General features: G+C 71.5%; 28 protein-coding genes and 1 tRNA gene. 18 read left to right on the top strand and 11 right to left on the bottom strand.

Annotated features, from left to right (window positions below; genetic code table 11):
• Nucleotides 1-107: 107 nt before the first annotated feature.
• Together SMD11_RS15590 and SMD11_RS15585 are read right to left on the bottom strand one after the other, a co-directional pair.
• Nucleotides 108-1895: a prolyl oligopeptidase family serine peptidase gene (locus SMD11_RS15590; RefSeq protein ID WP_199844070.1), complete on the bottom strand. Its 1788-nt coding sequence runs from the start codon at nt 1893-1895 to the stop codon at nt 108-110.
• A gap of 178 nt (nt 1896-2073) precedes the next feature.
• Complete coding sequence (locus SMD11_RS15585; RefSeq protein WP_087927041.1) at nt 2074-2958, bottom strand: phenylalanine 4-monooxygenase; 885 nt, start codon at nt 2956-2958, stop codon at nt 2074-2076.
• A 310-nt stretch (nt 2959-3268) separates the two neighbouring features.
• On the opposite strand from SMD11_RS15585, the gene SMD11_RS15580 reads away from it, so the two are divergent.
• A complete protein-coding gene (locus tag SMD11_RS15580) occupies nt 3269-3523 on the top strand; it encodes a hypothetical protein (RefSeq protein ID WP_087927040.1) in 255 nt (84 codons plus the stop codon).
• 82 nt (nt 3524-3605) lie between these two features.
• Nucleotides 3606-4754, top strand: coding sequence for a hypothetical protein (locus SMD11_RS15575; protein WP_087927039.1), 1149 nt, complete (start codon nt 3606-3608; stop codon nt 4752-4754).
• 200 nt (nt 4755-4954) lie between these two features.
• Here SMD11_RS15575 and SMD11_RS15570 read toward each other — a convergent pair.
• From SMD11_RS15570 to SMD11_RS15560, 3 genes are all read right to left on the bottom strand, one after another.
• Nucleotides 4955-5028: transfer RNA gene (locus SMD11_RS15570), tRNA-Pro, on the bottom strand.
• 46 nt (nt 5029-5074) lie between these two features.
• The gene (locus tag SMD11_RS15565) at nt 5075-5836 is read right to left on the bottom strand and encodes a Pr6Pr family membrane protein (protein WP_087927038.1); all 762 of its coding nucleotides are present in this window, start codon (nt 5834-5836) and stop codon (nt 5075-5077) included.
• A 214-nt stretch (nt 5837-6050) separates the two neighbouring features.
• The gene (locus SMD11_RS15560) at nt 6051-6977 is read right to left on the bottom strand and encodes a metallophosphoesterase (RefSeq protein ID WP_087930527.1); all 927 of its coding nucleotides are present in this window, start codon (nt 6975-6977) and stop codon (nt 6051-6053) included.
• 178 nt (nt 6978-7155) lie between these two features.
• Between SMD11_RS15560 and SMD11_RS15555 the strand changes: the two genes are divergently transcribed.
• On the top strand, nt 7156-7620 hold the full coding sequence (locus SMD11_RS15555) for a GatB/YqeY domain-containing protein (RefSeq protein ID WP_087927037.1): 465 nt from the start codon (nt 7156-7158) through the stop codon (nt 7618-7620).
• Nucleotides 7621-7749: 129 nt separating this feature from the next.
• Here SMD11_RS15555 and SMD11_RS15550 read toward each other — a convergent pair whose 3' ends face one another.
• Nucleotides 7750-9936 carry a transglycosylase domain-containing protein gene (locus tag SMD11_RS15550; protein WP_087927036.1) on the bottom strand — a complete coding sequence of 729 codons (2187 nt, stop codon included), beginning with the start codon at nt 9934-9936 and terminating at the stop codon, nt 7750-7752.
• 385 nt (nt 9937-10321) lie between these two features.
• Between SMD11_RS15550 and SMD11_RS15540 the strand changes: the two genes are divergently transcribed.
• Nucleotides 10322-10657 carry a WhiB family transcriptional regulator gene (locus tag SMD11_RS15540; protein WP_184743573.1) on the top strand — a complete coding sequence of 112 codons (336 nt, stop codon included), beginning with the start codon at nt 10322-10324 and terminating at the stop codon, nt 10655-10657.
• A gap of 133 nt (nt 10658-10790) precedes the next feature.
• Here the strand turns inward: SMD11_RS15540 and SMD11_RS15535 are convergent, their stop codons facing one another.
• Nucleotides 10791-12320, bottom strand: coding sequence for an ArsA family ATPase (locus SMD11_RS15535; RefSeq protein ID WP_199844069.1), 1530 nt, complete (start codon nt 12318-12320; stop codon nt 10791-10793).
• Nucleotides 12321-12322: 2 nt separating this feature from the next.
• Nucleotides 12323-13318 (bottom strand): ArsA family ATPase, encoded by a 996-nt coding sequence (locus SMD11_RS15530; protein WP_087927033.1) that lies wholly within the window; start codon nt 13316-13318, stop codon nt 12323-12325.
• Nucleotides 13319-13390: 72 nt separating this feature from the next.
• On the opposite strand from SMD11_RS15530, the gene SMD11_RS15525 reads away from it, so the two are divergent.
• The 4 genes from SMD11_RS15525 to SMD11_RS15510 all read left to right on the top strand — a co-directional run bounded on the left by SMD11_RS15525 (nt 13391) and on the right by SMD11_RS15510 (nt 15799).
• On the top strand, nt 13391-13549 hold the full coding sequence (locus tag SMD11_RS15525; protein ID WP_003967454.1) for a DUF4177 domain-containing protein: 159 nt from the start codon (nt 13391-13393) through the stop codon (nt 13547-13549).
• The gene (locus SMD11_RS15520) at nt 13546-14010 is read left to right on the top strand and encodes a RidA family protein (RefSeq protein WP_087927032.1); all 465 of its coding nucleotides are present in this window, start codon (nt 13546-13548) and stop codon (nt 14008-14010) included. Before SMD11_RS15525 ends, SMD11_RS15520 begins: the two co-directional genes overlap by 4 nt.
• Before the next feature lie 68 nt (nt 14011-14078).
• A complete protein-coding gene (locus SMD11_RS15515; RefSeq protein ID WP_087927031.1) occupies nt 14079-14972 on the top strand; it encodes an NUDIX hydrolase in 894 nt (297 codons plus the stop codon).
• Nucleotides 14969-15799, top strand: coding sequence for an MBL fold metallo-hydrolase (locus tag SMD11_RS15510; RefSeq protein ID WP_087927030.1), 831 nt, complete (start codon nt 14969-14971; stop codon nt 15797-15799). Before SMD11_RS15515 ends, SMD11_RS15510 begins: the two co-directional genes overlap by 4 nt.
• A gap of 197 nt (nt 15800-15996) precedes the next feature.
• Here the strand turns inward: SMD11_RS15510 and SMD11_RS15505 are convergent, their stop codons facing one another.
• On the bottom strand, nt 15997-16392 hold the full coding sequence (locus tag SMD11_RS15505; RefSeq protein ID WP_087927029.1) for a hypothetical protein: 396 nt from the start codon (nt 16390-16392) through the stop codon (nt 15997-15999).
• A gap of 20 nt (nt 16393-16412) precedes the next feature.
• Nucleotides 16413-16853 (bottom strand): helix-turn-helix domain-containing protein, encoded by a 441-nt coding sequence (locus SMD11_RS15500; protein ID WP_087927028.1) that lies wholly within the window; start codon nt 16851-16853, stop codon nt 16413-16415.
• Between the two features lie 449 nt (nt 16854-17302).
• Here SMD11_RS15500 and SMD11_RS15495 point away from each other — a divergent pair, with 449 nt between their 5' ends.
• The 6 genes from SMD11_RS15495 to SMD11_RS15470 all read left to right on the top strand — a co-directional run bounded on the left by SMD11_RS15495 (nt 17303) and on the right by SMD11_RS15470 (nt 20493).
• Nucleotides 17303-17959, top strand: a complete 657-nt coding sequence (locus SMD11_RS15495; RefSeq protein WP_199843886.1) for a hypothetical protein — start codon at nt 17303-17305, stop codon at nt 17957-17959.
• Complete coding sequence (locus tag SMD11_RS15490; protein ID WP_087927027.1) at nt 17956-18177, top strand: helix-turn-helix domain-containing protein; 222 nt, start codon at nt 17956-17958, stop codon at nt 18175-18177. Before SMD11_RS15495 ends, SMD11_RS15490 begins: the two co-directional genes overlap by 4 nt.
• A gap of 393 nt (nt 18178-18570) precedes the next feature.
• A complete protein-coding gene (locus SMD11_RS15485) occupies nt 18571-18978 on the top strand; it encodes a hypothetical protein (RefSeq protein WP_087927026.1) in 408 nt (135 codons plus the stop codon).
• A gap of 119 nt (nt 18979-19097) precedes the next feature.
• Nucleotides 19098-19679 carry a phage tail protein gene (locus SMD11_RS15480; protein ID WP_087927025.1) on the top strand — a complete coding sequence of 194 codons (582 nt, stop codon included), beginning with the start codon at nt 19098-19100 and terminating at the stop codon, nt 19677-19679.
• 95 nt (nt 19680-19774) lie between these two features.
• Complete coding sequence (locus SMD11_RS15475; RefSeq protein ID WP_087927024.1) at nt 19775-20065, top strand: hypothetical protein; 291 nt, start codon at nt 19775-19777, stop codon at nt 20063-20065.
• A gap of 71 nt (nt 20066-20136) precedes the next feature.
• Nucleotides 20137-20493, top strand: coding sequence for a hypothetical protein (locus SMD11_RS15470; RefSeq protein WP_234366051.1), 357 nt, complete (start codon nt 20137-20139; stop codon nt 20491-20493).
• A gap of 44 nt (nt 20494-20537) precedes the next feature.
• On the opposite strand, the gene SMD11_RS15465 is transcribed toward SMD11_RS15470, so the two are convergent.
• Nucleotides 20538-20939, bottom strand: a complete 402-nt coding sequence (locus SMD11_RS15465) for a DUF3592 domain-containing protein (RefSeq protein ID WP_087927022.1) — start codon at nt 20937-20939, stop codon at nt 20538-20540.
• A 117-nt stretch (nt 20940-21056) separates the two neighbouring features.
• Between SMD11_RS15465 and SMD11_RS35455 the strand changes: the two genes are divergently transcribed.
• The 4 genes from SMD11_RS35455 (at nt 21057) to SMD11_RS15445 (ending at nt 25050) form a co-directional block, all read left to right on the top strand.
• Complete coding sequence (locus SMD11_RS35455; RefSeq protein ID WP_087927021.1) at nt 21057-21776, top strand: hypothetical protein; 720 nt, start codon at nt 21057-21059, stop codon at nt 21774-21776.
• Between the two features lie 43 nt (nt 21777-21819).
• Nucleotides 21820-22890: a phage tail protein gene (locus SMD11_RS15455; RefSeq protein ID WP_087927020.1), complete on the top strand. Its 1071-nt coding sequence runs from the start codon at nt 21820-21822 to the stop codon at nt 22888-22890.
• 65 nt (nt 22891-22955) lie between these two features.
• Nucleotides 22956-24116 carry a hypothetical protein gene (locus SMD11_RS35450; RefSeq protein ID WP_087927019.1) on the top strand — a complete coding sequence of 387 codons (1161 nt, stop codon included), beginning with the start codon at nt 22956-22958 and terminating at the stop codon, nt 24114-24116.
• 13 nt (nt 24117-24129) lie between these two features.
• Entirely contained in the window at nt 24130-25050 is a 921-nt protein-coding gene (locus SMD11_RS15445; protein ID WP_087927018.1) for a phage distal tail protein, read from the top strand.
• Nucleotides 25051-25119: the final 69 nt, after the last annotated feature.

Here is a 25119-nt window from a genome sequence, read left to right as displayed (position 1 = left end):
GACCTACGGACCTACGGACCTACGGACCTACGGCCCTACGCGGGCCTACGCGGGCCTACGCGGGCCTACGCGCCTGCGACGTCCGCGGGGCGGGAGGCCACCGCGCGTCACCGACCGGCGCCCAGGTGCCGCTCCGCGAAGGCGATCTCCAGCCGGAGCTGCTTGACCCGCTCCTCCACCACCAGGGAGCCGTGCCCCGCGTCGTAGCGGTAGACCTCCAGGGGGTGGTCCCGCTGCTCCAGCCGCTCGACGTAGTTCTCCACCTGCCGGATGGGACAGCGCGGGTCGTTCATCCCGGCCGAGATGTAGACCGGCGCGCGCACCTCGTCGACGTACGTCAGCGGTGACGAGGCGGCGAAGCGGTCCGGGACCTCCTCCGGGGTGCCGCCCAGCAGCGTGCGGTCGAGGGCCTTCAGGGCCTCCATCTCGTCGTGGTAGGCCGTCACATAGTCGGCGACGGGCACGGCCGCCAGGCCCAGCGCCCAGGCGTCCGGCTGGGTGCCGAGCCCCAGCAGCGTCAGATAGCCGCCCCACGAGCCGCCGGCCAGCACGAGCCGCTCCGGGTCCGCGAGCCCGGACGCGACGGCCCAGTCCCGGACCGCCGCGATGTCCTCCAGCTCGATCAGGCCGACCCGGTGCTTGAGGGCGTCCGTCCACGCCCTGCCGTAGCCGGTCGAGCCCCGGTAGTTGACGCGCACGACCGCGAAGCCGTGGTCCACCCAGGCCGCCGGGCCGGCGGCGAAGGCGTCGCTGTCGTGCCAGGTCGGGCCGCCGTGGATGTCGAAGACGGTCGGGAAGGGGCCTTCGCCCGCCGGCTTCTGCACCAGGGCGTGCACCTTGCCGCCGGGTCCGTCCACCCACGCGTCGCTCACCGGCACCGAGTCCGGGGCCCGGCCCACGCCGCCGGGCGCCGGCGGCGGGTCCAGCACGACCTGCCCGGTCGTGGACCGCACGACGGGGGCCTTGGCGGCCGAGGACCACAGGAACTCCACCGTCCCGTCGGGGCGGGCCAGGGCGCCGGAGACGGTGCCTTCCGGGGTGTCCACGCGGGACAGGGTGCCGTCGGCCAGGTCGTACCGCCAGAGCTCGCTGCGGGCCTGGAAGCTGTGCTCGATCAGGAGCGCGGACGCGTCCGGATACCAGTCGGCGTCCAGGTCGCCGGGCAGGTCGATGGCGAGGGCCGTCTCCTCGCCCGTCGCGGCGTCCCACAGCATGGGCTCCCAGCGGCCGCGCCGCTGGTGCCCGACGAGCAGCCGGGAGTCGCCGTCGACCGGGGCGAAGCCCATCGCGGCGAGGCCGAGCTCCTCGGTGCCGCCCCGGGTGTCGTCGAGCTCGGCGACGGTGGTGCCGTCAGTACGGACGATCCGGATCGCCGAGTGCATGGCGTCGCCGTGTTCGGTGTGCTCGATCGCGATCAGGGTGCCGTCGTGGGAGAGGCCGCCGACGCCGGCGGACTCCTCATGGCGGTAGATCTCCACGGGCCGGCCGCCCGGCGGTGCGACGTGGACGGTCGAGCCGCCCTCGTCCGTGGACCGGCCGACGACCGCCGTGCCGTCCCGGCCCAGGGCCAGGCCGCCGGGGTAGGAGGGGTCGAGACCGGGCGTCGCCGGCTCGTCCGGCCCGCCGTGGAAGGGCTGGCGCATCCACACGCCGAACTCGTCGCCGTCCTTGTCGGAGAACCACCAGATCCATTCGCCGTCCGGCGACAGCAGCCCGCCCGTCGTGCCGTTCGGCCGGTCGGTCGCCTGGCGCTGCTCGCCCGTCGCGCGGTCCCAGGCGTAGAGCTCGAAGGTGCCCGTCACGTTCGAGACGAACAGCGAGCGGTCCGGGGCGTCCTCCGCCCACTTCGGCAGCCCCACCCGCGGCGCCCGGAAGCGCTTCTCCCAGTCCGGCATGGCCTCACTCGCCGCGCGCGACGCGCCCGCGCCGGCCTCCGCGGCCCCGTCACTCAGCTTGGACCCGTTGCTCTCAGTCATGGCCCCATTCTGCGCCGCCGGACCGACAACGTGTCGAGGAGTCCCCCAGCCTGTGGATAACTCGGCCGGGAGGCCGCGGCCCGCCCGGACCGTGCCGCTACGAGCGGTCGGCCGGGGCGGCCGCCGTGAGCCGGGCACCGGCCTCGTCGTCGAACCCCTCCAGGAAGGCGGTCAGAGTGTCGGTGAGGTGCGTGAGCGACCGGACGTCGAAGAGGACGGGCTGGTAGCCCGGGATGCGGTCACGCGCCCCGATCATGTCCCGGACGTCCAGGTCGCGGACCTCGCACCGGTCCAGCGCGCCGAGCTCCCCGTAGGAGGACAGCAGGCCGGCGCCGAACGCCTTGACCTCCCCGGCCTCCCGCATGACACCGAATTCGAGCGTGAACCAGTAGACCCGGCTCAGCAGAGCCATGGCCTCCGGCGTGCGGAGCCGCAGCGCGGTGCGCCCGAACAGCCGGTAGAGGCCGGCGATGCGCGGGGACGTCAGATGGATGCCGTGACCGAAGACATCGTGGATCACATCCGGCTCAGGGGTGTACAGCGGTATCGCGGGGTGGCGGACGAACTGCACGGCGTGGAAGTACCCGCGGGCCATCGCACCGAGGAAGCGCCGGCTCTCCACGAACCCGCCGGCCAGCGTGAACGCGAACCCCGTCCGGGGCCTCAGCTCCGCCGAGACCTCCGCGTGCTGCGGCACGCGGTCCGCGGGGACCGGGGCGTCCGCACCGGCCTCGAGGACGTCCCGGCACGCGTGCCGCCGATGCGCGGTGGTCAGCGCCGAGTGGACCGTACGCCAGGTCGCGTGCTCGGCCTCGCTGTACGTGACCGGGGGCGAGGGGTCCCCGACACGGTGGCCCCGGGCCGCCCGGACCAGCCTTCCCCGCCGCTCCAGATAGCGGCTGTCACAGAGCCCCGGATGCTGCCCGACGGTCCCCGTCCGCCCGTCCGTGGTCACCGGCGTGCGCGCCCAGACATCATTCATGACACACAAGGTGCCCACGTGAATTCGAACAGTAACCGCACGCGGTGCCTCTCGTCCTGCCCCGCGCCCCTCTTGTCGGTCGGGGAACCGCGACGGAAGTCCACGTCGAATGCCCCGCCGAGGACGGCCCGGAAGTCCTGACGGAAACTCGCTGGTCGTCATGACCCCGGCATCGGGCGGGATGTGACCCCGTGTTGCGGAGGAGCGGCTCGCGGCAGCCGTCAAAGTGCCGTAGACGCATGAGGATTTGGCAGTACGCGACCGATAGCGTGGATATGAGTGCGTCTACCATGAAATGAGGCGCGGAGACATGCGACAAGGCAACACCTCGGGGCCCGGCCGGGTGCCCGTCGCGTACGCGCTGTTCGGCAACCACCGGACGCTCGTTCTGGGAATCCTGGCGACGCTCGCCGGGGCCGTCGGCACCGTCGGAAGCATTTCCGGCGACGCTGGAGCACTCGACATCCTCGGCTTCATCGCCATCGGAGCAGCGGGACTCGCACTCGCGGTGGGATACGCAGTGGCCCTCTCGAAGCGCCCGCACGCCACCCCGCGGCGCCGCTGAGCCGGGCGGGGTCGCTGTTGCCAGTGGCTTCCGGTATCAATCGATATGGAAGCAATCGTTGACCACTGGGGTAGGGGAGCAAGTGACCGATCAGCCGGTATTCGTTCTGGGGAACGATCTACAGGCTCTGGAGCTGGCCGGATTCGAGACCGAGGCAGAGTTCCAGGAGCTTCTCGCACGCCATCCGAGGGTGCTGGATTTCGGCTCGCTGTCCGACGGCCAGCCGTTGCGGCTGGTGCTGGTGGCACGGGAGATGGGTGTTCCGACGAGCGCGGAGAACGGTCCGACGTACTGGCTGGACCACCTCTTCGTCGACGCCGACGGGGTGCCCACCCTCGTGGAGGTCAAGCGGGCGAACGATACGCGCATCCGGCGTGAGGTGGTGGGGCAGATGCTCGACTACGCCGCGAACGGGGCGCGTTACTGGCCTGGAGCGCTGCTCCAGCGCTCTTTCGAGGAAACCTGCGTCGCAGACGGCCGATCCCTGGAAGAGGCGTACGGGGAACTGCTCGGTGACCGCTCCCCGGAAGACTTCTGGTCGACGGTCGAGGAACGGCTGGCCGTCGGACAGATGCGGCTGCTGTTCGTCGCGGACCGGATCCCGCTGGAGCTGAGAGCGATCGTCGAATTCCTGAACCGGCAGATGCGGCAGACCGACGTCTACGCGGTCGAACTGACCCAGTACCGAGGCGACGGAGACCTCCGCGTCCTTGTACCCCGTATCCACGGGGAGGTCGCCACGGCGGCGAAGTCCCCTTCCGGCCGCCGCTCCACGCAGAGGACCACGCGCGCCGACATGGAAGCGGCGATGCGGGCCCGTCTTGCCCCGGCCTCCATGACGGCGGCGACGGCACTCCTCGATCACGCGGCCGCCAGGGGGCGGCTGGAGGGCGGTACGGCCAGGTATCCGAGCATGTCCGTCTACTATCCCGTCGCCGGCCGGCAGGTACCGATCTGGACGCTGTCCCTGTACACCAACCCCGCGAAGGAGGAACTCGCCTTCAGCTTCGGATCGATCAACCATCACCTCAGCCGCGAAGGCGCGGCCGCCTTCGCGAATTCCCTGCCGGCCGTTCCCGGCCTGGAGCAGAAACTGGAGGTGCAACGGGAGAAGGGCTACAACGGCTGGCCGTCGGTCTCGCTGACCGCCCTGGCCGCCGAGCCCGCAGCCGTGGAGGGGATCCTGTCCGCGATCCAGCAGCTCGTGGACGGCCAGGAGGCATTTGTCTGATCGGCTGAAGATGTGTCCCGGGTCACCCGCGGTTGCCCTCGATGCACTGGTGAAGGCCCGACGGTAGGGGAGTGAGCGCGGCGGGGTCCCGGCCCCGCTCTTCTTGATCCCCTCCACGTTCGCTCCCCAGGCATACCGAAAAACAGGTCAGGCCCGGTTCCTTCTGAGAAGGAACCGGGCCTGACCTGCTGTTTCAGCTGTCGGGGTGGCGGGATTTGAACCCACGACCTCTTCGTCCCGAACGAAGCGCGCTGCCAAGCTGCGCTACACCCCGATTGTCGCTTCAGGCCCTGCTTTCGCAGTCCCCGGCGCAACGAGCTCTACTTTAGCGGACCGGAGCCCAGAGGCGAAATCCGATTCCGGGGGCCGCGCAGGTGGGGGCGTATGCGGTCGAGCAGCACCAGGACGAGGGCCAGTCCGTAGAAGGCCAGGCCGAAGACGACGGCGTTGACGGCGATGCCCTCGTAGCCGTGGAGGTCCACGTCCAGGAAGGGGTACGGGTAGCGGCCCTCGGTCCCGGGGTCGAGGAGGGCGCCGCGGACCAGGGCGAAGGGGAGGTAGAGGAGGGGGTAGGCCAGCCACTGCCAGGCGTGGCGCAGGAGGAAGCCGCCGGGCGCGGTGAGCAGGAGCCAGTCGAGGGCGGCCGCGAGCGGGGTCACGGTGTGGAGGAGCTGGTTGGCGATCGACTCCAGGGGGGTGCGTTCGCTGGTCATGGAGAAGCCGCTGGAGTCGTTCGAGAGCACGAAGTGGAAGACCAGGCCCGTGATCGAGATGAAGAGCAGCGCCGCGCCCGTGATCCGCGGGGAGAGCGCGGGGCGCGCGGTCCAGGCGCGCTGGGCCGCCCAGGCGAAGGTGACCGCCACCAGGATGTTGGACTGGATCGTGAAGTAGCTGAAGAGCCGGCCGAGGTCGTCGGAGTCGACCGAGTCCAGGACGATGCCGGTGAGCGCCGCCAAGGCCACGAGCGCGCGGAAGGCCGCCGTGAAGGGGCGGCGGGCGGTCGGGACGACCGCGGACGCGGGAACGGCCGCCGTGGCGGGCGCAGTGTGCCGGTTTGCGGTGGAGGGGGTGGGTTCGAGCATCCCCCTACCGTACGGGTGTGCCCCAGGAACCCTCCGGGCCGGACGGGTGGCGGTGTTCCGCCGGGGGTGGAGGTGACGTCGGGCGCGTAGGGCTGAGCCCCCCGGGCGCCCGATGGGTGGCGATGGACGCGCGGGGCCCCGGGCCCCGGAGCCCCAGGACTCCGCCCCGGCCGGAAGATCTCCCCGGCCCGGACCGACCCAGCCCCCCCGCCGCTCAGTCCCGCGGCACGAGCGTAAGAAGAGTGGACTCCGGAGGACACGCGAAGCGGACCGGCGTGTAGCGGTTCGTGCCGCAGCCCGCCGAGACGTGGAGGTACGAGCGGTGGCCGCCGGCCTGGTGGGTGGAGAGGCCCTTCACCCGCTTGGTGTCGATGTCGCAGTTGGTGACCAGCGCCCCGTAGAAGGGGATGCAGAGCTGTCCGCCATGGGTGTGGCCCGCGAGGATCAGCGGGTAGCGGTCGGCCGTGAAGGCGTCGAGCACCCGGAGGTACGGGGCGTGCACGACGGCCAGGGAGAAGTCCGCGTCCTCCTGGGGGCCGCCGGTCACCTCCGCGTACCGGTCGCGCTTGATGTGGGGGTCGTCGAGGCCGGTGAGGGCGATGTCGTAGCCCTCGACCTTGAGGTTGCCGCGGGTGTTCGTGAGGTTGACCCAGCCCGCCGCGTCGAAGCCGTCGCGCAGCTCCTCCCAGGGGTTGTGGATCACACCGACCGCCGGGGCGTTGCCGTTCAGCCCGTGCCGGCCGCTGGCCTTCTCCATGAGGTAGCGGGCGGGGTTGCGCAGCTTCGGGCCGTAGTAGTCGTTCGAGCCGAAGACGTACGCGCCGGGGAACTCCATCAGCGGACCGAGCGCGTCCAGGGTCTCCGGGACGCCCTCGGGGTCGGAGAGGTTGTCGCCGGTGTTGATGACGAAGTCGGGGCGCAGGCCGGCCAGCGACTGGAGCCAGCGCTGCTTCTTCCGCTGGCCGCCGACCATGTGGATGTCCGAGACCTGGAGCACCCGCAGCGGCCGCATCCCCCGCGGCAGCACGGGGACCGTGATCCGTCGCAGGCGGAAGGAACGGACCTCGAAGCCGGCGGCGTAGGCGATGCCTGCCGCGCCGGCCGCCGTGATTCCCAGGGGTACTCCGTATCGCGCGCGCATGGTGCCCATGGTCGCAGACCGCCGGGGCACCGGTGACCCCGGTCCGTCTCCTCGGGTGACCCACGGGATGGCGGATGGGCCCCGAGGGCAGGGGAGTTGTCCGTAAGGAGGCCGCCCGCCCCGGCGCACCGGTCGTTAATGCGGCGCACTCCGCGTCCCGCAGTGCGAAGATTGCGGCATGACCACGCTCAAGTCCACGCTTCACGACGACCTCACGACCGCCATCAAGGCGCGTGACGAGCTGCGCTCCTCCACGCTCCGCCTCACGCTCTCCGCCATCGCCTACGAGGAGACCGCCGGCAAGACCTCTCGTGAGCTGTCCGACGAAGAGGTGCTGAAGGTCATCACCCGCGAGGCGAAGAAGCGCCGGGAGGCCGCCGAGGCGTTCGACAAGGGTGGCCGCGCCGAGTCCGCCGAGCGCGAGCGGGCCGAGGGCGAGGTCCTCGCCACCTACCTGCCGCAGCAGATGTCGGACGAGGAGCTGGCCGCCGTCGTCGCGGAGGCCGTCGCCGAGGCCAAGGCCGGCGGCGCCGAGGGCCCGCGCGCCATGGGCGCCGTCATGAAGATCCTGAAGCCGAAGGTGGCCGGCCGGGCCGAGGGCGGCCGGATCTCCGCCGAGGTGAAGAAGCTCCTCGCCGGCTGACACGATCCGCGGCGGGTACTACCCCCCGCCACGCCTGGTCGGCAGTCGGTAAGTAAAGGAATGAAGAGGGGGCGCCCGGACCGAACGGTCCGGGCGCCCCCTCTTCATTGTGCGGCCGAGGCCCGGCGGTCAGTTCCCGCCGACGATCCCCGGTCCCGGCGGCTGGTTCCGCTTGCCGCCGCCCTGCTTGTTGCCACCGGCGCCCGGCTTGCCCCGGCCGCGGCCCGAGCCCGCCTTCTCCGAGCCCTGCCCGCGGTCCGCGTCCGCCACCGGCACGGTGTCGAAGGACGGCGCGGGCTTGTCCTCCAGCGCGCCCGCCATGGCGTCGCGCCAGATCGGGCCCGGGGTGTCACCGCCGTAGACCTTGTCGTGGTAGACGCCGCCGATGCTGATGTTCTCCATCTCGACGTCCTTGCCGGGGCCGCCGACCCAGACCGCGCCGGCCATGTTCGGGGTGTAGCCGACGAACCAGGCTGCCTTACGGCCGTCCGTCGTACCCGTCTTGCCCGCGCTGTCCCGGCCGCCCAGACCGGCCTCCTTGCCCGTACCGTCCTCGACCACGCCCTTGAGCAGGGTGTTGACGGTGTCGGCGGTCTGCTCGGACATGGCGCGCGAGCACTGCGTCTTCGGCACGTTGATGCTCTTGCCGTTGGGCCCGGTCGCCGAGGTGATCAGGACCGGGGTGCAGTACTTGCCGCCGTTGGCGAAGGTGGCGTAGGCGGCCGCCATCCGCAGCGGGGACATGCCCTGCGTGCCGAGGGCGATCGACGGGACCTGGTCCATCTTCTTGCCGGAGGCCGGCTTGAGGCCCAGCTTCGACGCCATCTTGGTCACCGGGCAGGTGCCGGTGTCGCCGATCATCTGGATGAAGTAGGTGTTGACCGACTTCGCCGTGGCCTCCCGCATCCCGTACGGGCCGACCTCGCTCCGGTTCTCGTTGTTGACCATCTCGCCGCCGCCGTTGCGCCACGTGCCGTTGCACGTCTCGACCTCGTCCGGATAGGGCATCCGGAAGGGTGAGGAGTAGGTCTTGTTCGGCGAGAAACCCTCCTCCAGGGCAGCCGCCGCGAGGATCGGCTTGAAGGTCGAACCGGTCTGGAAGCCGTAGTTCGACCCGCCCTGCGCGTGGTCGGCGGAGAAGTTGATCTGTGTCTGGTTCTCACCGAAGCCGTACGGGCGGGACTGCCCCATGCCGAGCACCTTGCCGGAGCCGGGCTCGACGATCGATACCGCGGTGGCCACCGGATCGTTCTGGTAGACGTGATCGCTGATCGACTTCTGCACCGACTTCTGGGTCTGCGGGTCCAGGGTCGTGCGGATCGTCATGCCGCCCTCGTTCCACCGCTTGGCACGCGCCTCCTTGGTCTTGCCGAAGACGGGGTCCTGGAGGAAGGTCTCGCGGACGTAGTCGCAGAAGAAGCCCGCGCCGTCGACGGCCGTGATGCAGCCGCTCTTCGGTCGGGTGATCTTGAGCTTGAGCGGCTTGGCCTGGGCGGCGGTGGCCTCGGCCGGGGTGATGTTCTTCAGGTCGGCCATGCGCTGGAGCACGATGTTCCGGCGCTTGGTGGCCTCCTTCGGCGCGTTGACCGGGTCGAAGCGGCTCGGCGACTGGACGATGCCGGCCAGCAGCGCGGACTCCTCCAGTGTGAGGTCCTTGGCGCGCTTGCTGAAGTAGCGCTGCGCGGCGGCCTCCACCCCGTAGGACTGCTGCCCGAAGAAGGTGATGTTCAGGTAGTTGTTGAGGATTCTCTTCTTGCCCAGCTCCTTCTCGACCTGGATGGCGTACTTCAGCTCCTTGACCTTCCGGCCGAGGGTCTGCTGGGTGGCGACGGCGACCTTGTCCGGATCGTCGCCGGCCTCCTCCACGAAGATGTTCTTCACGTACTGCTGGGTGAGGGTGGACGCGCCCTCGGAGACGCCGCCGGACTGGGCGTTCTTGTTGACGGCGCGGAGTACGCCCTTGAGGTCGACCGCCCCGTGCTCGTAGAACCGCGCGTCCTCGATGGCGACGATCGCCTGCTGCATATAGGGGGAGATCTCGTTCAGGGGCACGACCGTGCGGTCACGGGAGTACACCTTGGCGATCTCGCCGCCCTTGGCGTCGAGGATGGTGGTGCGCTGACTGAGCGGTGGGGTCTTGAGGCTGGCGGGGATCTCGTCGAACCCCTCGACGGACTCCTTCGCCACGAGCCCGAAGGCGCCGACCGCAGGCAGGGCCAGCCCCGCCAGAACCGCTCCGGAGAGCACGCTGACACCGAGGAATTTCGCGGCCTGCCGGGTCTTGCTGTGACCCTCGCCCGAGCGCTTCTTAGCCATGGGGGGAAGCCTACGTTCTCATTCGGCGGACAGACGCCCGTGTGTTCGCCTACGCTGTTTCACGCCAGTCACTGCGGTGCCATTCGGCACCACCTTCGACCTCACTCTTGTGAGTGATGAGACGTGTCCGTATTGCCGTCTGTGTCACTCCATGCCCGTCGCGGCAAGGGTGAACTGCCCCGATATGCAGGGGTTGGTCGCTGATGTCGCCAGGTCACTCCGTTGGGTGATCTGCCGCGTACGCATAGTCCGTTCGGGCCATCCAAGATTGGGCCCGAAGGGGGTGTTGCCCCCTGTCCGCCTTCCGTAACGTCCTCAACTGGCAACGGTGAATATGCCGCTGCCGCCGTGGGGGAGCCTCGATTCGGGAGAGGACGGCGCCAGCATGGGCTGGGTAACCGACTGGAGTGCGCAGGCAGCCTGCCGCACTACCGATCCGGATGAACTATTCGTTCAGGGCGCAGCGCAGAACAGGGCCAAGGCGGTATGCACCGGGTGCCCGGTGCGCACCGAGTGCCTCGCGGACGCGCTGGACAACCGCGTGGAGTTCGGCGTGTGGGGCGGCATGACGGAGCGTGAGCGGCGTGCGCTGCTGCGCCGCCGCCCGACGGTGACCTCCTGGCGCAGGCTCCTGGAGACCGCCCGCACGGAATACGAGCGGGGCGCCGGCATCCTGCCGCTGGGCGACGAGGAGTACGGCGCGTACGCCGCGGTCGGCTGACCGGGCCCTTCGGGGGCGGACGGCGTCCCGGGCCGGCGGCGCGGACCGGCCGGGCCGGTCCAGGCCCGCTCCGGGCGCGGTGCCACCGCCCGGCGTCACTGCCCTGTGCCACCACCCGATCTCACGCCGGACCTCACTGCCCGGTGTCACCGTCCGACGTGCCCACGGCGTCGACGGTGCGCGCGGCGGTGCTCTCCACGGTCGCGGCAGCGGGCTGCGCGGCGAGCAGTTCGCCGATCGTCCGCAGTCCCGCCAGGTCGTGCACATCACCCGGCAGGGCGGTGACCTCCGCGACCGCGACCTCGGGGTGCAGAGCGGTGAAGCGGTCACGCGTGCGGCGCTCGCGTGCGAGCACCCGCATCCGCTCGGCGTGCAGCCGGAGCAGACCGGCGGTCAGCCGTGCGGTGGAGTCTCCTGGCGAGGCGGGCTGGGGGAGGCCCCTGCTCTCAGGAGTGCTTTCGGGAGTGCCCTCGGAAGGGTGCGGGACCGTGGGAGTGCCGGTGCCCGGGGCGTCAACGGTACGTGAGCCAGCTTGCCCGCTGTCACGATCCACAATGCCGCCGCCGCCAAGATTTTCTGACGTATCCGATGTACGCCTTGTATTCCCCGAGGTGTTCCCCGAGGCCGTCGCTTCCCCGGTCCCGCCGGCCCCTTCTCCCGGGGGCGCGGCCGGGGCCGGGACGCGGCCCGCGGGCTGTCCTCCGACGCCGTCCAGCAGCGCCTCCGCGGCGGCCAGCGCCCGGTCCGCGGGGAGCCGCGCGGCCCCGCTGCCGTGCACCCGGTTGAGCACCAGCCCCGCCAGCGGCATCCGTTCCGCGGCCAGCCGCTCCACGAAGTACGCCGCCTCGCGCAGGGCGTCCCGCTCCGGCGCCGCGACGACGAGGAAGGCCGTCCCGGGCGCCTGGAGCAGCCGGTACGTGGCGTCGGCGCGGGTACGGAATCCGCCGAACATGGTGTCCATCGCGGCCACGAAGGTTTGTACGTCACGCAGCAGCTGGGCACCCATCAGTTTGTTGAGGGGGCCGCTCATCACCGACATGCCGACGCCCAGGAACTTCATCCCCGCCCGGCCGCCCAGCTTCGCGGGGGCCATCAGCACCTTGATGAACTTCCCGTCCAGGAAGGACCCCAGGCGGCCCGGGGCGTCCAGGAAGTCCAGCGCGGAGCGGCTCGGCGGGGTGTCGACGACGATCAGGTCCCACTCGTCGCGGGCGCGGAGCTGGCCGAGCTTCTCCATGGCCATGTACTCCTGCGTGCCCGCGAAGCCGGCCGACAGGGACTGGTAGAAGGGGTTCTCCAGGATGGCGCGGGCACGCTCCGCGTCGGCGTGCGCTTCGACGATCTCGTCGAAGGTCCGCTTCATGTCGAGCATCATGGCGTGCAGCTCGCCGCCCGCGGAGGTGTCCGTCCCGGGGACCCGGCGCGGCACATTGTCCAGGGCGTCGATGCCTATCGACTGGGCGAGCCTGCGGGCCGGGTCGATGGTGAGGACGACGACCCTCCGCCCGCGCTCGGCCGCGCGGAGACCGAGCGCCGCCGCGGTCGTGGTCTTGCCGACGCCGCCCGAGCCGCAGCACACCACGATGCGGGTGCGGGGGTTGTCCAGTACGGGGTCGATGTCGAGGACGGCGGCCCTGTCGAGGCCGTTCCCCGGGTCCGGCAGGGTCAACGCGCCACTCCTTGCTTCCGCAGTTCCCGTGCCATGCGGTACAGCCCCGCCAGGTCCATGCCGTCGCCGAGCAGCTCCAGCTCGTACGTGGCCAGGCCGAGCCCGGCGATCTCGGTGCGGCCGCTGCGCTCCAGGGCGAGCCGCTCGGTGTGCTCGCGGGCCTGGGCCACCAGCGGGTCGACCAGCGACTCGGCGAGGCCCGTGTGACGGGCGCCGCCGAGACCCGTCCGCTCCAGGGCGTACCGGAGGGTCTCGGCGACCTCCGCGCGGGCGCCGTTCGCGGCGACCTCCACGGCGGCCTCGTCGAGGATCTCCGGGCGCACCATGTTGATCACGATGCCGCCCACCGGCAGCTGGGCCGCGCGCAGCTCCGCGATGCCGTCCACGGTCTCCTGCACCGGCATCTCCTCCAGGAGGGTCACCAAGTGCACCGCCGTCTCCGGCGACTTGAGCACCCGCATCACGGCCTGCGCCTGATTGTGGATGGGGCCGATCCGGGCCAGGCCGGCGACCTCGTCGTTGACGTTGAGGAAGCGGGTGATGCGGCCGGTGGGCGGCGCGTCCATGATCACGTGGTCGTAGACGAAACGGCCCGCGCGATCCTTACGGCGGACGGCTTCGCACGCCTTGCCCGTAAGGAGGACGTCCCGCAGGCCCGGGGCGATGGTCGTCGCGAAGTCGATCGCGCCGAGCTTCTTCAGCGCGCGCCCGGCGCTGCCGAGCTTGTAGAACATCTGGAGGTAGTCGAGGAGCGCCCGCTCGGCGTCGATCGCCAGGGCGAAGACCTCGCCACCGCCGCCCGGGGCGACGGCGATCCTGCGTTCCTCGTAGGGCAGCGCCTCGGTCTCGAAGAGCTGGGCGATGCCCTGCCGTCCTTCGACCTCGACCAGAAGGGTGCGTCTGCCCTCGGCGGCGAGGGCGAGCGCGAGGGCCGCGGCCACCGTGGTCTTGCCGGTTCCGCCCTTGCCGCTGACGACATGGAGCCTGCTCATGAATCGGAGCCTAACCAGTCGCCGACCGGGCTACGCACGAGGCTGCCGGTGTCAGGCATTACAGTCGGGCCCATGACCAAGTGGGAATACGCGACCGTGCCGCTGCTCGTACACGCGACCAAGCAGATTCTGGACACCTGGGGCGAGGACGGCTGGGAGCTCGTCCAGGTCGTTCCCGGCCCGAACAACCCGGAGCAGCTGGTGGCCTACCTCAAGCGGGAGAAGGCGTGAGCGCCGTCGAGGCCCGGCTGGCCGAGCTCGGCCTGACGCTGCCGGACGTCGTGCCGCCGCTGGCCGCCTACCAGCCGGCCGTGCGCAGTGGCGCGTACGTCTACACCGCGGGCCAGCTGCCGATGGTCAAGGGCTCCATCCCCGTGACCGGCAAGGTCGGTGCCGAGGTCAGCGCCGAGCAGGCCAAGGAGCTCGCGGGGATCTGCGCGCTCAACGGCCTGGCCGCGGTGAAGTCCGTCGTCGGTGACCTCGACAAGATCGTCCGGGTGGTGAAGGTCGTCGGCTTCGTCGCCTCCGCCCCGGACTTCACCGGCCAGCCGGGTGTCCTCAACGGCACCAGCGAGCTGCTGGGTGAGATCTTCGGCGAGAAGGGCGTGCACGCGCGCTCCGCCGTGGGTGTCGCGGTGCTGCCGCTGGACGCGCCGGTCGAGGTCGAGTTCCTGGTCGAGGTCCGGGACTGAGCCACCGGGGCGGCCGGTAAGGCCCGGTTCCCCTCGAACATCCGCGCGTGAGCGCATAGCATCCGGCCATGTCGACTTCGAACGGCCAGTGGTACCCGCCGGAGTGGCCGGACCGGATCAGAGCGCTCACGAACGGCGAGCTCCAGCCCGCGGCACCGCGCCGCGCGGCCACGGTACTGCTGCTCCGTGACGGGGCGGACGGCCCCGCCGTCCACATGCTGCGCAGACGCGCCTCCATGGCCTTCGCCGGAGGCGCGTACGCGTATCCGGGCGGCTCGGTCGACCCGCGGGACGCGCGCGACGTGCCCTGGGCCGGGCCCTCGCGCGAGCTGTGGGCCGCGCGCCTGGACGTGGACGCCGCCGTGGCCCAGGCCATCGTCTGCGCGGCCGTCCGGGAGACCTTCGAGGAGGCGGGCGTGCTGCTGGCCGGGCCCACGCCCGGCACCGTCGTCGCGGACACCACCGACGCCGGCTGGGAGGCCGACCGCGCCGCCCTGGTCAGCCGGGAGCTGGCCTTCGGCGACTTCCTCGACCGGCGCGGCCTGGTCCTGCGCAGCGACCTCCTCGGCGGCTGGGCCCGCTGGATCACCCCCGAGTTCGAGCCCCGCCGCTACGACACCTGGTTCTTCGTGGCCGCCCTCCCGGAGGGGCAGCGCACCCGCAACGCCTCCACGGAGGCCGACCGCGTCGAGTGGATCCGCCCGGCCGAGGCCGCGGCCGGCTACGACCGGGGCGAGCTGCTGATGATGCCGCCCACCATCTCCACGCTGCGGTCCCTCCTGCCTTACGGCTCGGTGGAGGAAGCCCTCGCCGCTGCGGGTGACCGGGATCTCACGCCCGTACTCGCGCGAGCGCGCCTCGTCGAGGGCGAGATCGTGCTGAGCTGGCCGGGGCACGACGAATTCACCAAGCACGTGGCCGCCCACCACACCGTCCCGGGACCCTCGGAGGCCGACTCATGACATCCGCGACCGATCTCCCCGGCCGGCCCCGCGAGGGCGCGCCCGGCGGTCCCGCGACCGCCCGGGCCACCTGCGTGCTCGCGCCCAACCCCTCCGCGATGACGCTCGACGGCACCAACACCTGGATCGTCGCCGAACCCGACTCCGACCTCGCTGTCGTCATCGACCCCGGCCCGCTCGACGAGACCCACCTCCGGGCCGTCGTCGCCACCGCCGAGGCCGCGGGCAAGCGGGTGGCCCTCACCCTCCTCAGCCACGGCCACCCCGACCACTCGGACGGCGCGGCCCGCTTCGCGGAGCTCACCGGGACGCGGGTGCGGGCACTGGACCCGGCGCTGCGCCTGGGGGGCGAGGGCCTCGGCGTGGGGGACGTGATCACCACCGGTGGCCTGGAGCTGCACGTCATCTCCACCCCCGGCCACACCGCGGACTCCCTGTGCTTCCACCTCCCCGCCGACCGGGCACTGCTCAGCGGTGACACGGTCCTGGGCCGCGGCACCACCGTCGTCGCCCATCCCGACGGGCGGCTCGGCGACTACCTGGACTCGCTGCGCCGGCTGCGGGCGCTCGTCGTCGAGGAGGGGGTGGAGCTGGTGCTGCCCGCGCACGGGCCCGTGCTGACCGACGCCCGGGGCGCCATCGACTACTACCTCGTCCACCGGGCGAAGCGGCTCGCGCAGGTGGAGACCGCCGTGGAGAGCGGCTACCGCACACCGGCCGAGGTGGTCGCCCACGTCTACGCGGACGTCGACCGGTCGCTGTGGCCCGCGGCGGAGCTGTCCGTACGGGCGCAGCTGGACTATCTGGGGGAGCACGGGCTGATCTGACGCCGTAAGGAGCACGGGTCGGCCCGCGAGCCGTAAGGGTCACGGGCCGCCGCTCCGCGGCCGTAAGGAGTACGTGCCGGTCCGCAGCCGTAAGACCACGGGTCGCCGCTCCGGATCCGTAAGGGTCATCACGGGCCGGTCCGGAGCCGTGGGAGCGTCCCGGCCGGGGTGAGCCGTCGGCCGGGTGGCGTGCCGGCTCACCCGGAGCGCTGATCGCCCCCCGGTTTGCGCTTGCGGTGCGGCATCAGCGGCTCCTGGGCGCGGAGGTCGCTGGCGCGGGGCGACGGAAGGGGGGAGTCGATGAGGGCGATGACATCCGCGAGGGTGGTGCTCTGCGGGTCGGCTCCGCCCTGCTCGGCCACATATCGCATGGCGTCCTGCCAGCCCTGGGCGTAGCCCGATTCGCGGGCGCGCTCCAGCTCGTCGCGGGGGTAGACGCCGAGCTCGCCCTCGGTCGCGGCGCGGCCCATCTCCAGCAGCAGCCCGGCGAGTTCACCGGAGTCGAGGGTGATGGGTCGGGGGCGGCCGGCGCCTGGTTCGTCCGGCCCGTCGGCGGGGCGGTGATGCTCCGATATCCCCTGATCTGTGCCCATGCGTGCCCCCTGCCTTCCCCTCAGCCGTGGCCTGCTGCCTTCCGTCGCTGAGCGTTCCCCTCCCCCGACGGCAGGAACGGTGCCGCCACTTGGAGGAAGAGCGCGCGCCGCTCATCGGGGATCCCGAGGAGTTCGGCGGCCTCCTCCAGAGTGATCCCCCGGCTGTCCGCTGCCCTGTTCTGAGCGTACGTCACGGGTAGCGGCAGATCGGCTTCCGTCAGTTTGCCGGACTTGATCAGCACGTCCCGCACGGGGACGTCCAGGGCCCGTGCCAGCCCGCGCATGGTGGCCAGATCCGGCATGCTCTGGCGTTGCAGCAGCCGGGTGACGGCCGCGCGGTGGACCCCGGCGTCGTCGGCGATCCGGGACCGGCCGCCGCCTCGGGGATGATCGATGTCGTAGCCGCGGGACCTCATCAGGCCCTCCATCCAGGCTGCGAACTCCTCAAGGGTGTCCTTCATCGCAAACCCGCTCCCTCCATCCGCGCACCAGACTAACGCGCGTGCGCGTGCGAAATGTGCGCGAGGGATCGCGGTGCCCCGTGGCTCCAGTTCGGCTGTGGAGGCCCTGTGGAGAAAATTGTTGTTGCGTGCGTGCGCGCAACGTGGAAAAATTCATTCGAGCTCGCAAATATGTTCGAAGACTGTTCGGCATTCTTCCCTGATCCCGCTCACTTCATCCACGTCATCCACCGTCCTTCGCCTCGGGTTCCCGCCCGGCGGCGCGCGCCCGGCTCCCTCCGGCCGCGCCACCGGTGCGGACTCAGCGTTGCGTGCCTGCAATTACCGCATTCACCACCGCACCATCCGAACGTCGAGCAGCGGCCACGGGCCGCGGACCTCGCGAACACCTGGTTCGGCGTCGTCCGCGGCGGCCCGCTCGAAAGCAACGGCCGTGAAGGGTCTCCGCCATGAACGAGATCAGCACCGCAGCTGTCCACACCCGCGTCTGGCTCGACCTGCTCGGGCGCCAGTTCCCCGAGCTGCTCGCCGAACTGGCTCCGGGCCGCACCGGCCCGCGCCTCTCGCACTCCCCGCGCGGCGGTACCCCGGCGGGCGGCGGCTCCGCGCCCCTGCGGCTCGACGTCTCCGACGCCATCAGGGACGTCACCGACGGCGTCATCGAACTGGAGGAAGCCGTCCGCGAGCGCCTCGGTCAGGGCCGGCCCCGCAAGGCCCCGGTCCCCGAGCGGCTGCGCCGCATCGCCGGGCTGCTGGACGCCCCCGGCGTGGACGCCGTGCTCGCCGAGCACGTCCTGAGCGAGGCCCGGCGCATGTCCGGACGCTGCGGACGGGCGCTGGGCGAGGCGGAGCCGCTGTTCCGCGTGGACGGCCGCTGCCCCTGGTGCGACTCGGTGTCCCTGCGGCTCTTCCCGGCCCGGCAGGCCGTCCTGTGCGTCAACCCGGGCTGCCGGTGCGAGGACGAGTCCTGCGGCTGCGCGACGGGCGCGGAGCACCGGCACAGCTGGCCCGAGACGGAGTGGGCGGCGCTGACCGGCCGCGACGGCGGGGAGCTCGCGGCCCTGCCCGCCGGCACCCTGCGGGCCGCCCTCGGGGAGGCGCGATGACCGCCGGACTGCTGACGGCCGAGCCGGCCGCGCTGGAGGTCGGGGTGTCCACCGCGACCGTACGGAAGTGGGTGCAGCAGGGACACCTGCGAGCCGTGGGGAAGCGGGGGCGCGCACAGCTGTTCCGCCTGGAGGACATCTTCGCGGCCGAACGGAACACCCGGCGCGCGTACGAACGCACACACGCGGGCGGACGTACGCACCCGCGCGGACGATGACGCCCGCGGACGGCGTCCCGCGCAGCCGTCACCGCAGCCGGCGCGCACGTACGCGCTGACGAAAGGACACAGGAGGGGTGAGGGGCCACCCGCCCCCGCAGGCCCCCGTCGCATCCCTCGATGCGACGGGGGCCTTTCGCTGTGCCGGGGACGTGAGGAGCGGGCGCGCGCGGTGCCGTCCAAAAACCTTCCCCCGGCTACTGGTTGCGCGCTCGCGCGTTCTCGTTCACACTTACTTCAGCGGCGGAGCTGTGCCCAACACCCTTGGGCGGCCCGCCGTTTCGCATGTGCGCGGCGGTTCCGTCCGTACGCCCCCTCCCTCCATCCAGGCGTACGAGCACCCCCGCGCGAACCGCACCACCTCACCTCACCCCTCCGGTAAGGAGCACGCATGTGAGTGATGCCCCGATCGCCTTCCCCGACGTGGAACGCCTCGTCGTGGACCACCTGAAGAACCGGCCCGAGCTCACCGGGGTCGTCGTCGACAACCGCCCGCCGGGCGGCTTCGACGGCACCCAGAAGGCCGTCCTGGTCTCCCGGACCGGCGGCGCGTGGGTCGACGACCGGCACCTCGACGAGCCGCTGGTCGACCTCGAGGTCTACGGGCCGGACAAGACCACCGCGCACGGCGTCGCCCTCGCCGCCCGCGCCGCGCTCCTCCAGGCGCGCGGCACGAGCTACGGCACGGCGTACGTCACCGACGTCGTCGAGGCGGACGGGCCGCGCTGGCTGCCCGACTACAACCGCCCGGCTGGCAACCGCTACCTCTCGACCGTGCGGCTGCTGATCCGCCTCGCCTGAGGCGCCCGGCCCACCGACCGAGGCGCACACCCCCGAACGGGCCCTGCCGGAGAGACCGGCGGGGCCTTCGTCATACCCACCACCCCGCCGGAACCGGCGGAATCGACAGAGGAGTTCACATGGCAGGCAGCAAGGGTTCCGAGATCCGCGTGGCCGGCACCGGCCGCATCCTGGTCGCCGACCTCAACAAGCCGGCCCCGGCCACCATCGACGCCACCTGGGGCCCCGACTGGGTCGACCTGGGCTACACCACCACCGACGGCATCAAGTTCAACAAGAAGGACAAGATCGACCCGGTGGACACCTGGCAGTCGGTGAGCCCGGCGCGGTTCATCTTCTCCGACCGGGACCTGACCGTGAAGTTCCAGCTGCTCCAGATGAACAAGGACACGCTGTCGTTCTTCATGGGCGGCGACAAGGCCGCGCCCCTGACCGGGAACCCGGCCCCGGCCGACCAGTTCAGCTTCGGCCTCCAGGCCTCCCCCAAGCAGGACGAGCGGCAGCTCGGCATCGAGTTCGTCGACGGTAAGGACATCACCTACCGGTTCGTGATCCCGCGCGGCCAGGTCACCGAGACCGAGGAGATCGCGCTGACCCGCACCGGTGCCATCAAGCTCGGTGTCACCTTCACCGCGCTGGCCATCGAGGACGGCAAGACGCCGCTCGCCACGATCCTCATGAAGGACAAGGCGTACGCGTAACCGGCAGGACGCACCCGGGCGCCGCCCCCGCCACGGCGGGGGCGGCGCCCCTCCCTCACCCCTTCCGCGACCCCTTCCGAGGAGTTGGACCCACCATGGCTTCCTTCGACGTCAACGCGGCACGCGCGCAGCGCCTGGAGGCGCTCGGCCGCAGCTGGACCTTCCGGCTCGACGAGGACACCTTCGAGCTGCCGACCGAACTCACCCGGCAGACCGCGCGCGAGCTGCGCGACCTGGCCGACGACGACATCGACGGGCTGCTCAGGCTCCTGCTGGGCGACGAGCAGTTCACCCGGCTCGTGCGGCACGACCTGACGATGCAGGACATCTCCGCGATCCTGGAGGCGTACGGCAAGGAGACCGGGCTCGGCCTGGGGGAAGACTGAGCCTCGACGCGTTCGTCGACGAACACGCCGAGGCTCTGGAAGCCGACCTGCTCCGCCACTACGGGGTCGACGTGCTCGACTGGCACCGCGGCCGGCTCTCCGCGCGCCGGCTGTCGGTGCTGATCGCGCACCTGCCGCGGGACAGCTCGGTCAACCGGCGGCTGCACGGGGAGGCCGTCGAGTGGGGCGCCGCCGAGCACCTCCTCGCCGCGATCACCGACCACCTCGCCGCCGCGAACTGGATGACGTCGGTCATCAACGGGGACCCGGACGAGGAGCGGCCGGACTACCCGGATCCCGTGCCGCGGCCGGGCGACGCCGAGGACGAACCCTTCCCGGAAGCGGAGTCGGCGCCGGAGGGGGACGGAGGCGCTCCCGCCCCCACCCGGGGGCCGTCACCGGGCGAACTGCGGCTGTTCTTCAGCTGATCCGGGCCGGCGTCCGTCACCGTAGGTCCCGCCCGGGCGGCCGCCTACAGCTCGTAGAGCGCCCCGGCGCCGCCGAGCAGCAGACCGGCCACCAGGACGCCCGTCGAGCACACCGTCACCACCGAGGCGAACGGGTGCCGCAGCCCGTCCTCGCTCTGGGCGACCGCCGGATCCGCGGGGTCGTAGACCACGGTGAAGGACTCACCCACCCGCGGGGCGGGCCGGGGCGACACGACCGTGGCGTCCACCTCCCGGGACCCGCCGGGGGAGAAGCGGCAGGAGACGTAGACGGGCGTCGAGGAGTCCCGGTGGATGCGCTCCGTGCAGACCGCCGTCCCGGTGACGCCCTTCTTCCTCAGCCGTCTGTCCTGGCGGCCGAAGACGAGCGTCATGACGGCTATCGGCGCGGAAGCGATGAACAGGACTCCGCCCAGGACCAGAAGCACGTGTACTCCGCTCGCTCGGCGCGGATCCGAAGGCGCGATTCTATCCGCTCCCTCCACGGCCGGTAAGGAACGTGCCTGTATGTGCGCCGAGTTGGCGCTCCCCAAGAGGAGGTCGAATTGGACGACGACGAGATCAGGAAACTGCTCGACAAGAAGGCCGACAAGCCCGCCAAGGGCGGATTCCTCCAGGAGGAGTCCCTCGGGAAGGTCCTCGACGCCCGGGACGCGCAGAAGGAAAAGGAGGACAAGCAGAAAGAGGCCGAGGCGAACGCGAAGTGGTTCGCGGACGCGGTCGGTTTCAAACCCTTCGAGATCAACGGCTGGAAGGGTGAGATCAACGGCCTGAACAACGCGGTCACCGCCCTCGCCGTGGAAGTGAAGGGCATCAGCGCCGGCTGGACCCCGATCAAGCTCGAAGCGCCCGCGATCATCAATCTCGAAGAAGCGATCATGAAGCGCTTCAACCTTGAGTACAACCGCTGGGGCCTGCTCACGCGCGGTGCGCCCGGCGGAGGCGGCGGAGGCATGGGCCCGACGGGACCTCCGGGACCCCAGGGCCCGCCGGGACAGGAAGGCCGGCAGGGACGGCGGGGCCCGCGGGGCGAGAAGGGGGCCCAGGGCGACAAGGGCCTCCGCGGCGAACGCGGCCGTGAAGGACGACAGGGCACCCGGGGCGAGCGGGGCCAGGCGGGCCGGCAGCCCACCAACACCGAGCTCCGGACGCTCACCGAGTCCGCGAACACCGCCAACACGGCCGTCCAGGCCCTGAGCGCCCGCGTGGCGCAGCTGGAGTCGAACCTCGACGGCAACCGTGGCGGTGGGCAGGGGGCCGGCTGATGCGCCCGTACACCGCGCCCACCTCTAGAGGAATGGACGGCACATGTCACTAGTACGGTCCCTCGGGAGGGCCACCGGCTCCCTCCGCGGATTCCGGACGGGCCTCTCCGGCGCCGAGCGCGCCGCCAAGGACCTCGGACAGAAGGCGGGCAGCGCGGGCACGGGAGTCGGAAAGGTCCGCACCGGTTCCCAGCAGGCGGCCCGCGAACTCAGGACGCTCCGGACCAACGCCGATCAGGCGGCCAGGTCCGTTTCCAAGGTCGGCAAGGAAGCCGGCACCAGCGGCGGCTCGATGGGGAAGTTCCAGGGCGGGCTGAGGAATGCCTCCGGGGGCATGAAGGGCCTCAACAGGGAGATGAAGGGCAATGTCATCGGCATGCTCCTCGGCCTCCTCGCGCCGCTGATCGAGAAGGTCGTCGCGATGGCGGCCAAGTCGCGGACCATGCAGCGGATCATGAAGACCGCCTTCGAGGTCGTCGGCAGGGTCATCGACGCCGTGATGAAGGTCGTCGGGCCGCTGATGCGGGCCACGGGACGGATCATCGGCACCGTCTGGAACGGCATCAGAAAAGCCATCGAGCCCGTCGCCAAATGGATCGGCGAGGCCATTCCCAAGGTGTTCAGAGGCGTCAAGGACGCGCTCTCCAACACCTGGAAAGGCCTTTCGGGCATCGCCCAGAAGGCATTCGACGGGATCAAGGGCGCGGTCAAGGGACCGCTCAACGCCGTGATCGACCTCATCAACCTCGCCATCGGCAAGCTCAACGGCATCAAGGTGTCGATCCCCGGCTGGGTGCCGCTCGTCGGCGGCAAGACGTTCGGCGTCAGCCTGCCGAGGATCCCGCGCCTGGCCGAGGGCGGCGTCGTCATGCCGCGCAGCGGCGGTGTGCCGACGATCGTCGCGGAGGCGGGCGAGGCCGAGGCCGTGCTGCCGCTGTCCAAGCTGGACCGGCTGCTGGCCCGTACGGCCGCGCAGGCCCGTGCCACCGCGCGGGCGACGGCGGCACAGGGCGGCGGCGACGGGTTCCGCATCGAGAACTACTACGCGGCGCGGGACAGCGACCCGCGCCGGACGGCCGCCGCGCTGATGTTCCTGGCCAAGGCCCGTGGCTGACCGGTCGCGAGCGCCGGCGGAGCGCTGAGAGGGCGCCGTGAAGGCGCCGGGAAAGGAGGACGACCATGGCAACCGCTGTCGCGCTGATCGCCGGCTCCCGCGGGGCGTTCACCGGGTTCAGGAGCGCCCTGGGCCAGTCGGGTCAGGGGCTCGACTCGGTGCGCCGGGCGGTGGACGCCGGCGGCCGGGCCGTCGAAGGCGTCAAGCGCTCCCTCGACCAGGCCCGCCCCAAGGTCACGGAGTTCACCGGGGCGGCCGGGCGGGCGGGCCGCGCCGCGGACGGCCTCGGCAGGGCGGCGGCCGTCGCCGACCCGGCCCTGCGTAAGGTCAGATCGGCCGGACAGGCCGCCGGCCGCCAGGTCAGGACCGTCAAGGGGGACGCCGTCCGCACCGCCGGTGACATCTCCCGCGCCGGTAAGGGGGCGGCCACCGGCAACCGCCTCTCGCGGCTCTTCGGAGGCGGGCTCAAGCTCGGCTCCGGGGCGATGAAGGCGATCAACGTCGCCATGAAGGCGAGCCCTTGGGGGCTGGTGGTCGGCCTGCTCACGCCCTTCATCGAGCAACTGATCACCACGGCTCTGGAGTCGAAGACCGGGCAGAAGATCATGTCCGTCCTCTTCGGCCTGGTGGAGAAGTACTTCGCGGCCTACGGCAGGCTCGTCGAGCTGTACGTCAAGGTGCTCACCGGCATCGTCTCCGCCGCCTGGAACGGGATCCGGAAGTTCGTCCAGCCCGCGCTCGACTGGATCACCAAGACCGTCCCCGGCGCCTTCGGCAAGGTCAAGGACGCCATGACGCGCACCCTGGGCGGGATCGGCGACTTCATGAAGAGCGCCGCGCAGACCGTCCTCGGCGTCATCAAGGGCCCCGTCAGCGGCATCATCTCCTTCGCCAACATGATCATCGACGGTCTGAACAAGATCAGTTTCTCGCTGTTCGGCAAGAAGTTCGGCGTGCACCTCCCCCGCATCCCCGAACTCGCCCACGGCGGCATCGTCCCCGCCCGGAAGGGCGGCCGGCCCGTGCTCGTCGCCGAGGCGGGCGAGGCCGAGGCCGTGCTGCCGCTGTCGAAGCTGGAACGGCTGCTGGCCCGTACGGCCGCGCACGCGCGGGCCGCCCGGGGCGGGGCACGGGGCCGACGCATCGACCACTACCAAGAAGCCGCGCACAGAGGCCCTTACGGCACCGCGGAGGACCTGCTGTTCCTCGCGCGCGCCGGAGGGTGAGGAAGGCGGAACCATGACCGTTGCACAACTGGACACGACGACCGGCTCACCCGGCTCACTGATCGGCCTCGACGGGCAGATCCAGTGGGCCGGACTGCTGCTCGGCCCCGGTACCCCGTACGAGATCGCGGCCAGCGGCCTCACCGGGTGGGCCGACCTCCCCGCGCTCGACTCCGGGGACGTCCTGCGGCCCGACCAGCACGGCGCCTGGCCCGGCGCCCAGTGGGCGCAGCCCAGGACCGTCTCCGCGACCGTCTGGCTGCTGCCCGACGACGTCTCCCAGGCCGACGCCGTCATCGGCGGCTTCCTGGGCGCCACCGGCGTCAACAGCGCCGAACAGTGGCTCGCCGTAAGGCTGCACGGACGCACGCTCGCCTGCCGGGCGCGCGTCAGCCAGCGCGTGGTGCCCACGGACCGCACGTACGCGACACAGGGCGCGGCCAAGGTCACGCTCCAGTGGACCTGCTCCGACCCGCGCCGCTACGACGTGGCCGAGTGGACCGCGCGGACCGGCCTGCCGGCGCCCGAGCCGGGGCTCAGCTGGGAGCCCGGCCTGGACTGGCCGCTGGACTGGGGGGTCGCCGGAGCCACCGGCAACATCACCGTCACCAATGAGGGCGACGCCCCGACGGCCCCGGTCGTCGAGTTCCGCGGTCCGGTCACCCTGCCGTCCCTGACCCGCGTCGCCGACGGCGCGAAGCTCCAGTACGACATCACCCTGGCGGACACCGACGTCCTTACGGTCGACACCTCGGCCGGCACGGTGCTGCTCAACGGCACGGCCTCACGGCTGTTCACGGCGACCCCGCAGTCCCTGCCCGAGTACCTCTTCCAGCTCGCCCCGGGGCCCACGTCGCTGGCGTTCCGCGCCGCCCCCGGCCCGGTCGACCCGGCCGCCTCGGTCAGCGTCAGCTGGCGCAGCGCGCGCTGGTAGCCGGGCCGGAGCGGGCCCGGCGGCGGCCCCTCCCCTTCGCCCCTTCACCTCTTCACCCACACTTCGGAG

The sequence above is a fragment of the Streptomyces albireticuli genome (assembly GCF_002192455.1).
Taxonomy (GTDB): domain Bacteria; phylum Actinomycetota; class Actinomycetes; order Streptomycetales; family Streptomycetaceae; genus Streptomyces; species Streptomyces albireticuli_B.
Note: the sequence above shows the minus strand (reverse complement) of the source record. Positions and strands in the feature narration are given on the sequence as shown.